12 protein-coding genes are annotated in these 8,578 nt (G+C 37.6%); 5 read left to right on the top strand and 7 right to left on the bottom strand.

From position 1 onward, the window contains the following. The coding region (locus tag ACFPYN_RS13550; RefSeq protein ID WP_377733674.1) for an IS3 family transposase at window positions 1-106 on the top strand (106 nt) is incomplete at its 5' end. 1 nt (window position 107) lies between these two features. On the opposite strand, the gene ACFPYN_RS13545 is transcribed toward ACFPYN_RS13550, so the two are convergent. After that, window positions 108-401: a DUF4181 domain-containing protein gene (locus ACFPYN_RS13545; protein WP_377734921.1), complete on the bottom strand. Its 294-nt coding sequence runs from the start codon at window positions 399-401 to the stop codon at window positions 108-110. Window positions 402-443: 42 nt separating this feature from the next. After that, a complete protein-coding gene (locus ACFPYN_RS13540) occupies window positions 444-1,052 on the bottom strand; it encodes a hypothetical protein (RefSeq protein WP_377734919.1) in 609 nt (202 codons plus the stop codon). 213 nt (window positions 1,053-1,265) lie between these two features. Here ACFPYN_RS13540 and ACFPYN_RS13535 point away from each other — a divergent pair, with 213 nt between their 5' ends. Together ACFPYN_RS13535 and ACFPYN_RS13530 are read left to right on the top strand one after the other, a co-directional pair. Beyond that, the gene (locus ACFPYN_RS13535) at window positions 1,266-2,438 is read left to right on the top strand and encodes an ATP-grasp domain-containing protein (protein ID WP_377734917.1); all 1,173 of its coding nucleotides are present in this window, start codon (window positions 1,266-1,268) and stop codon (window positions 2,436-2,438) included. 1 nt (window position 2,439) lies between these two features. After that, entirely contained in the window at window positions 2,440-3,189 is a 750-nt protein-coding gene (locus ACFPYN_RS13530) for an esterase family protein (protein ID WP_377734916.1), read from the top strand. A gap of 93 nt (window positions 3,190-3,282) precedes the next feature. On the opposite strand, the gene ACFPYN_RS13525 is transcribed toward ACFPYN_RS13530, so the two are convergent. Further along, window positions 3,283-3,519: a hypothetical protein gene (locus tag ACFPYN_RS13525; protein WP_377734914.1), complete on the bottom strand. Its 237-nt coding sequence runs from the start codon at window positions 3,517-3,519 to the stop codon at window positions 3,283-3,285. Between the two features lie 348 nt (window positions 3,520-3,867). On the opposite strand from ACFPYN_RS13525, the gene ACFPYN_RS13520 reads away from it, so the two are divergent. Together ACFPYN_RS13520 and ACFPYN_RS13515 are read left to right on the top strand one after the other, a co-directional pair. Beyond that, entirely contained in the window at window positions 3,868-4,851 is a 984-nt protein-coding gene (locus tag ACFPYN_RS13520; protein ID WP_377734912.1) for a quinone oxidoreductase family protein, read from the top strand. Next, window positions 4,848-5,663, top strand: coding sequence for an MBL fold metallo-hydrolase (locus tag ACFPYN_RS13515; protein WP_377734910.1), 816 nt, complete (start codon window positions 4,848-4,850; stop codon window positions 5,661-5,663). The genes ACFPYN_RS13520 and ACFPYN_RS13515 overlap by 4 nt, the downstream gene beginning before the upstream one ends. 66 nt (window positions 5,664-5,729) lie before the next feature. On the opposite strand, the gene ACFPYN_RS13510 is transcribed toward ACFPYN_RS13515, so the two are convergent. From ACFPYN_RS13510 to cydS, 4 genes are all read right to left on the bottom strand, one after another. Then, entirely contained in the window at window positions 5,730-6,302 is a 573-nt protein-coding gene (locus tag ACFPYN_RS13510; protein WP_377734908.1) for an MEDS domain-containing protein, read from the bottom strand. 267 nt (window positions 6,303-6,569) lie between these two features. Next, entirely contained in the window at window positions 6,570-7,352 is a 783-nt protein-coding gene (locus ACFPYN_RS13505) for a TerC family protein (protein WP_377734906.1), read from the bottom strand. Window positions 7,353-7,417: 65 nt separating this feature from the next. Beyond that, window positions 7,418-7,813 (bottom strand): sporulation protein, encoded by a 396-nt coding sequence (locus tag ACFPYN_RS13500; RefSeq protein WP_377734905.1) that lies wholly within the window; start codon window positions 7,811-7,813, stop codon window positions 7,418-7,420. Window positions 7,814-8,464: 651 nt separating this feature from the next. Beyond that, window positions 8,465-8,572 carry a cytochrome bd oxidase small subunit CydS gene (cydS, locus tag ACFPYN_RS13495; protein ID WP_377734903.1) on the bottom strand — a complete coding sequence of 36 codons (108 nt, stop codon included), beginning with the start codon at window positions 8,570-8,572 and terminating at the stop codon, window positions 8,465-8,467. Window positions 8,573-8,578 lie beyond the last annotated feature (6 nt).

Here is an 8,578-nt window from a genome sequence, read left to right as displayed (position 1 = left end):
ACTTTTTGATTACGTTAATTGGTACAACAATAGCCGTTCGCATAGCTCTTTAAGCTATTTAAGTCCGGTAGCTTATAGAAACTTAGCCCTTAAAAAAATTGTATGATTTAGTGTTGACTATCCAAAGCCCTTACTGGATAATCGAGTCCAATTAAGAAAATTGGTAGTAGCAAAAAGTAATTTGGATAATTTTCAATAACAACCAGTATATTGGTTGTTATTATTGTTATAACAGAAATAATTCTGATACCCCAATCAATTTTCCGATGCAAATCATTTAAGTGATTGTAAGAAAAAAAGGAGTTTTTTTCTTTTTCAATCTTAAGTACTTTCCTCAAAATCAGCTTTACTGCCACATTAACACCCAACACGATCAACACAAAGATGGCCAACTTTATCAAGAACGTAGACTCCTCTCGTTATTAAAATGACTTACCCTCAAGTTATTTCTTACTCCACATATTTTTATAAAGATTTGTCACCGTTACTTCAACAACACCTTTTTCATCTAATGAAATTTCATTCGTATCATAGGGACTATTCGGGAAAAGATAAAAACCAAATTCATCACCGTCTTTAAAATTTATTCCACTTGAACTATATAAGGAATTATCATAAATTTCACCGTTATAATTTGATGTCATTTTTGCCGTTACTTCACTTGAAAATGAACTTTCATTTATAAAAGTGTGATGATTGCCTGATATTAAGGAAGCACCTGTTAAGGAATAGTGACCACTAGATCTAAAACCAATGTTATATCCTCCACTATTTACACTATCTACGTGAACCCAGCTTACGTAAATATTATGAGTTCCATCATTGTATACTTCTTTCCCAATATTACTTTGTAAATCTGAAAGGTCTATATCAACGGAATACTCTCCATCAACCATGTGGCCTTCTTCATAACTATATTTGTCGGTGTTGCCCACAACATAACGCATTCCGTCTATCCATAAACCCATTAAACCAGTTAGCCAACATACTAAAAGAATTCCACCAACAGTTGATGCTGTTATCAGTAACATTTTTTTCCTTTTGCGTATCATGTATTGAGAACCACCTCACTTATATGTCTTCTTTCCTGTAATATTCATACGACTTTAATGACAGGTAGGTTTCACCAATTGAAAAATAATGGAAATTTATTCTATCGAAGTCTACAATTATTTTATTCGAGATTCGATTCTTCCGTGAAAAACTACTTGATTACTGAATATTCATACAGTACATTTAGATAAACTATTTTAGGAGGAACTCCCGTGAACATTATTTTTTTCTCACCACACTTTCCTCAAAATAGTACCTATTTTTGTAGCAGCTTAAAAAGTAGCGGTGCACATGTCTTAGGAATTGGTGATACCCCTTATGAGGCGCTAAGCAATCAGCTCAAGGAAGCTCTAACTGATTACATGCAAATTAAGCATATGGAAGACTACGATGAGGTTCTGAAAGCAGTTGGCTACTTCACTCACAAGTTTGGAAAAATAGATCGTTTTGAATCTCTTAATGATCACTGGCTAGAGATCGAAGCAAAAATTCGAACAGATTTCAATATCTTCGGAACAAAGTTGGATTCCGTATATGATGTTATTCACAAGTCCAAAATGAAAAAGTTCTTTGAAAAATGCGATGTTACTATGATTCGAAGTGTCAAGGAAGTCACGTATTCAAAAGCAGCGGAGTTTATCAAGACTGTTGGATACCCTATCGTCATCAAGCCGGATTTAGGTGCAGGTGCGAGCATGACCTCTAAGATAAATAATGATACCGAATTAAACCAATTTTTCGAACAGAAACCAGCCGAAGTCAATTTTATTGCAGAAGAGTTCATTGAAGGAAATGTATTAACCTATGATGGCTTAATTGACCGTGACGGCGTAGTGCAATTTGATGCGACCCACTTATTTGATCAAAGCATTATGACGGTGGTTAATACGAATGACCATTTGCATTACTATTGTCTAAAAGATGTACCGACTAAAGTAAGACAAGCTGGCCAAAGTATTTTACGTGCTTTTGACATTACAGAACGCTTTTTTCACATTGAATTATTTGAGTCTAAGAAAAATGGAAAACTCTATGCACTTGAAGTCAATATGAGGCCACCTGGCGCTTGGATGACAGACGCCATTAACTACTCGTATAATAGTGATATTTATAAAGAATGGGCGAGTATGGTTGTTCATAACCACGTGAACACCCCAAATGAAGGGAAATACTTTACTGCTTATGCTAGCCGGAAAAATCATAAGCACTATGTCCACAGCCACGAAGACATACTGGCTATCTTTTCAGATTACCTAGTTAACCACAATCGCATTGAAGATGTTTTTAGTCAGGCCATGGGGAATTACGCTTATCAATTTCGGGCAGAAACCTTTGAGAAGGTTCAATCAATTGTTTCTTATGTTCAAGCAGAAATGAGGAATTAACATGCATATCTCTTATCATAAGGAATGGAGTCATTCATTAAATAGAGAAATGGAATACAAGGTTTATGGGCATCGCGGGAAACCGATATTGGCATTCCCTACATCTGGCGGCAGATTTTTTCAATATGAAGACTCTGGAATGATAGAAGAGTTAAGTGACTACATCGATGCAGGGCGCATTCAATTATGGGCTTGTGACGGCATTGACGAAGAAACCTTTTTCTCTCAACATTCCGATATCCGCACTCGAATAAGCCGTCATAAGGAATATGATCAATACATAGCCCAAGAACTTGTTCCATCTATTTTACATAGCAGTAAGTTGAGCAATCATGGCGATGAGCAAAAGATATGGATAACAGGCTGTTCCATGGGTGCATTCCACAGTGCGAATTTCTTCTTCCGTCATCCCTTCGCTTTTGATGGATTGCTTGCGCTCAGTGGTGTCTATTCCACGACTTCCTTCTTTGGTAATCATATGGATGATGACGTCTATTTCCATTCAACTCTTTCCTACTTAAACAATTTAAATGATGAGAACTATTTACAATCGTATAGACAAAGCAAACTGGTTATTTGTACCGGACAAGGTGATTTTGAAGATGATATGATTGAAGAAACCCATGAGTTAAAAAAGCTGTTGGAAAAAAAATCAATTCCAGCCCGCATCGATTTTTGGGGTCATGACTCCCATCATGACTGGGATTGGTGGAGGAAACAATTTCGTTATTATATAAATGAGTGGATGTGAGTCTAATCCAGTTCAATATATAGTAAAGGTCTCACAAGCATTTATTCATGCCTGTGAGACCATTTTGATTCTCCAACTATGTTACAAATCAGATTACCTGTGAATTGCTCGCTCCGCTTTATGTTTATCTTCTTCTTTTACGTAGATGTCGTATTGAGTTTTATCATTTTTGCTAAAATACTGGTTATTATTCGAGTTCCTTATGCTTACCGTTTCATATGAAACTCCATCCCCACTTAACTTCCCGACCACTTTATAATAATCGTCATTTCCAAAGGCAGAATAGACTAAACACTTATGCTTAGAGAACAACATCCTAAACAAACCCATCCATAACGACTCCCTTTAAGATTGTTTACTATTTATACGCTTTACATGAAAGATAAGATTCACAAATTGATAAATAATGGGAATTGGATTACGCTTCTCTTTACAATCACTATTGATTTCATCCTATTATTTGTTTTCGACCAACTTTCTCTGGTTTCCGACCAATCTCATTGCGTTTTTGACCAACTTTTTTTACTTTCCGACCAACTTGATGGTGTTTCCGACCACTAATAGGCACTTTCCGACCATTCGACTATTTCCGTCTCCTAATGAAGCTTATTTCTTACCATTTGGTATGATGAAGAAAGATTCTACACTAAATCGTTCGATGAAAAAGGAGTTTTTATTATGAAAGCACTTGTATATGAAACATTTGGCGGACCTGAAGTACTGGACTACCGTGAAATAGCTGATCCTATCATCGAGCCGAATGAAGTTTTACTTCGAATGAAAGCAATCGGTTTGAATTTTGCCGATGTTTATAGAAGAAAAGGTAACTATCATTTGGAAGGGAAACCTCCCTATATACTGGGCTATGAAGGCGCAGGCATTGTGGAACGAATTGGCGCAGATATACGAGGCATTCAAATTGGAGACCGCCTTGCATTTGCAGACGTTCCTTTTGCCAACGCTGAACTGGTGGCTGTTCCAATGGACAAAGCCATTCCCCTGCCGGAAACCATTTCGTTTGAAGAAGCATCATCTGTTTTGTTGCAAGGGTTAACGGCACATTATTTAACGCAGGACAGTTACGCGGTGAAGAACCATGATGTGGTTCTAGTGCATGCGGCAGCTGGCGGTGTTGGACAGCTTCTCATACAAATTGCCAAGTTGTTTGGCGGTAAGGTAATTGGCTTAACCTCTTCTAAGGAAAAAGCTGTGGCAGCGAAAGAAGCTGGTGCAGATTGTGTCTTCCTTTACTCAGATGACTGGAAGTTGGCAGTCCTTGAAGAGACAGATGGTACAGGTGTCGATGTTGTTTATGAGTCAGTTGGATCTACGTTGATGAATAGCTTTGCGGCAACGCGAGTTGGGGGGACGGTTGTGTTTTACGGTATGGCTGGCGGAGACCCGGTTTCGATTGACCCTCGTATGTTAATGGATACTTCAAAAACCCTGACAGGCGGCGACCTTTGGAATGTCCTCACTTCCCTTGAACAACGTGTGAGTCGATCTAGCGATTTATTCCGCTGGATGGAAGAAGGAAAAGTCCGCGTATCAAAGCCAACGACTTTTGCATTGCATGATGGACAAGAAGCTCATCGATATTTAGAGAGTCGTAAAAGTACCGGTAAAATTCTTTTGATTCCTTTGAATGGAGAATCGATATGAAAATCTTTCAAAAAGATGGACTCACCGTATTTCAAAGCGCTTTATGGAAGACTACAAGTTCAGTCATTGAAACGAATGATTTGATCTTAGTTGTCGATCCAACTTGGCTACCCCTTGAAGTTCAGGAAATTCAAGAATATGTGGCACATATCCGCAATGGTAAAGATCTGTATTTATTATTTACACATGGCGATTTCGACCATATTATCGGCTATCATGCATTTCCCGATGCCAAGGTAATCGGCAGTAAGGGTATGCAGGAACACCCTAGAAAGCAATACAAACTCGATTTGATCCAGTCTTTTGACAATGAATATTATGTGGAACGACCTTATGCAATTGAGTTTCCTACGATTGATATTGTGATCGAACAGGACGGGCAGCAGTTACTAGTAGGCGATACAACAATCACCTTTTATTTATCCCCAGGCCATACACATGATGGGCTGTTTACCATCATTGAGCCTATAGGAATTTGGATTACGGGTGATTATTTATCAGATTTTGAGCTTCCCTACTTATTCGACAGTGCGAAGGCTTATCTAGCAACCCTTCAAAAATCGTATATGATATTGGATTCGCATCCAGTAAAAGTGCTTGTTCCTGGACATGGACAAATGACTGAAGATGAAGACGAAATGAAACGAAGAATTGTACTCGCCCAAGATTATCTTGAACGATTAATAGATGCGGTGACTCGAGAAGATGAAGAAGCAATTCTTGGATTGGAAAAAGAGATGTCGTTTCCATCGAATTTCACAAAAGGGTGTCACGAGGAAAACGTTGCTATTATTAAGAAAGAATATTGCTAGGAATATTTCATTTACTCACTAAAAAAGAAAACACACTTAGGAGAATTCCTAAGTGTGTTTTTTCTTCTATTTTACTATATTCGATGTCTGGTATTGTTCCGAGACGATAAAATCATCTTCCATTAGAACATAAGGATGTGTTTCCATTAAAATCGTCTTAAGGTATTCTGGCATTCTCTTTCCTTCATACGCACATATTAATGGAAATGAATATTCATTTACAGCTTCATCTACTATTTTCTCGAAATCTTCAATCAGATGCAACGGTTCTTCCATAGTTGCCCACTCCACATGTGCCCAAGAGCGGAAAGAGACTTTATTCTCCAAGTATGGCTGTACCATTTTATTAAAGTACTCAGCGATTGCAGGAGGGTGATAACTGCCACTTGAACAATAGAAATCGAAGCTATTTACAAAGTGGATGAACTCCATTTGTTCTTCCGATAAGCGTGTGCACAGTTCTTTGTGAATCATAGGGTAAAGACGGTCATTTTCGATGAGAATAACATAATCTCCCGCTTCAATTCCAACTTCGATATAATTCAAAACCTGTTTCATGTAATTTTCTATTTCATTAAACGAATACAGTACATGAACATTCTTTCGTTCCACTAACAACGCATTCATTTTGCTATTCATTTAATCATTCCTTCGCTTCTATATATCCTCAATTTCACTAGAAATCTACAAGTAGAGTATTGAGAATTTATTATAGTTATTTTTTAGTGTTTATTTTTATACCACTCGATAAGTGAAACAATGGATACTATTCCGTTCATTATTTCTAGTTAATAAACAGAAAAACCAAATTATGGGCTATTTATTTACTATAATATCATATTATTGTTGTAAAAAAATTATATTATTTAAAAAAATGGACTCAAATTAATGAGTCCATTTCTTAAACTATAAAGTATTGTTCTCTATGGTCTGTTCTTCACTCTTATTCTTAGTCAAGAACCACCCAGCTGCTGCAATCCCTAGTAACACACCATAGAAAATGAGCTTCCACTCAGTAGAATGTGCAAATTCATATGAGATCACGCCCACGTCTGGATGCCCTAAAGTTAAGACAGCCAGTTTTACACCTACCCAGCCGACAATTGCAAAGGCTGCAATTTCTAGACCTGGCTTCGAATGTAGCAATTTCACAAAGTAGTTTGCTGCGAAACGCATGATTATCAAACCGATTAATCCTCCGGCAAAAATGACGAGGAACTTTCCTCCATCCATACCGCCGATTGCAGGGAGATTGGTATTTGGAAGCGTCATTGCCATAGCGACTGCAGCTAAAATCGAGTCAACTGCAAAAGCGATATCTGCCAGTTCCACTTTGAAAACGGTTCCCCAGAAACCAGATTTTTTCTTATTCTTATCTTTAGTTTGTTGCCCTTTATTACTAAAGTACAATTTCCTCACGATATGATTAATGGCAATAAATAGTAGGTAGAGTGCACCGATTGCCTGAACTTGCCACACGTCGACTAAGAAAGAAATGATGAACAGTGACGCAAAACGGAACACGAAAGCCCCAGCCAGCCCATAGAACAATGCCCTTCTTCTCTCCTCTTCAGGGAGATGCTTGACCATAATTGCTAATACAAGTGCATTATCTGCTGCCAGTAGGCCCTCAAGACCAATTAATAATAGTAAAACCCATCCGTATTCTAATAATATTGCTACATCCATATTATTTTCATCCTTTCAAATTCCAGATATTTGTCGGTGACTTTGTTGTTTTCAAAATTCTATGGTTATGTTTGTAAAATCTTTATAACATCATGATCCAAGCTTTCTACTCCTTCTTTGAAAGCCAGGCGTGACTTGAATCGATATGATCCTAAACTGTCTGAATGGATCGACTGCGGAAGTCTAAATATAAAAGGGATGTGATTTTCAGCATTAGATTCGATATTCTTTGTCGTGTAAATGGTGATGGAATCGACGACTTGTTCATCTGCTTTTTGATTTTCAGTATGAGACATGACCAAATCACATTCGATTCTTTTCAACTGCTGTTCAATAAGTCCACCCTTGACTACAAATACACCTTTTACTTGTTCTCCCCATGCATACGTATCTTTCTCAAGAATCAAATCAATTTTTGCAGAACCTATCCCTAAAAGTGCCATGTACTTCCTCAGTATCATATACATCCTCCTGTTTATTATTCAGCTGAGGTGCTCCCATTCAATTTGGTACGTTTCCGGTCTATAAATAGAAAAAAACCTTTACCAGAAACGGCAAAGGTTTTTGAAAAAATAAAAGACCTCTACCAATTGGTAAAGGTCTTGCTAACAACGAAGTCGTTGCCAACAAAGCCGGGAGTATGAAAACTCCGTAATGACGACTTTGCTGTAAAAGCTACTCCCCTTTAGGAGTTACGATTCAACTAATTACTACTAATATATTATAACCTCCACCATTTTGTCAACTAGATACGCATATTGATTAAATAAGGATATCAGAAACGCCCCTTTTAGCTCGACTCCATCCAGAAATGTCTGATCAAACTCTGGCAATAGGAACTGGTGTATTTCTCGAGAGGAATGGTGTCCTTCTCCAAGCGAATGATCGGAAACGTTTCATAGTTGGGCGGAAAAGCATATTAGTTGGTCGGAAACGTTACTCAGTTGGGCGGAAAACTATATTTGTTGGTCTGAAACGTTACTTAGTCGGGCGGAAACCAATAACCAATAACCAATAACCACGCACAAATCTCCAAGTTCGAAGCTGTAGCTCTATAATTTCTTATATCTAAAAAAACGCTTGGATAATGAATCTTATCCAAGCGTTTTGACTTATTCTTCTTCTCGTACCGGTCCGTCTTTTGGAGCGAACCAAAATGCTGTAATAATTGCACCAATTAACACGATAAATGGTGCGTAAAAAATTAAGAAATTAGTCATGTGATT

Source organism: Paenisporosarcina macmurdoensis (assembly GCF_042658845.1).
In the GTDB taxonomy this organism is placed as follows: domain Bacteria; phylum Bacillota; class Bacilli; order Bacillales_A; family Planococcaceae; genus Paenisporosarcina; species Paenisporosarcina macmurdoensis.
This window is presented reverse-complemented; position numbering and strand designations above follow the sequence as displayed.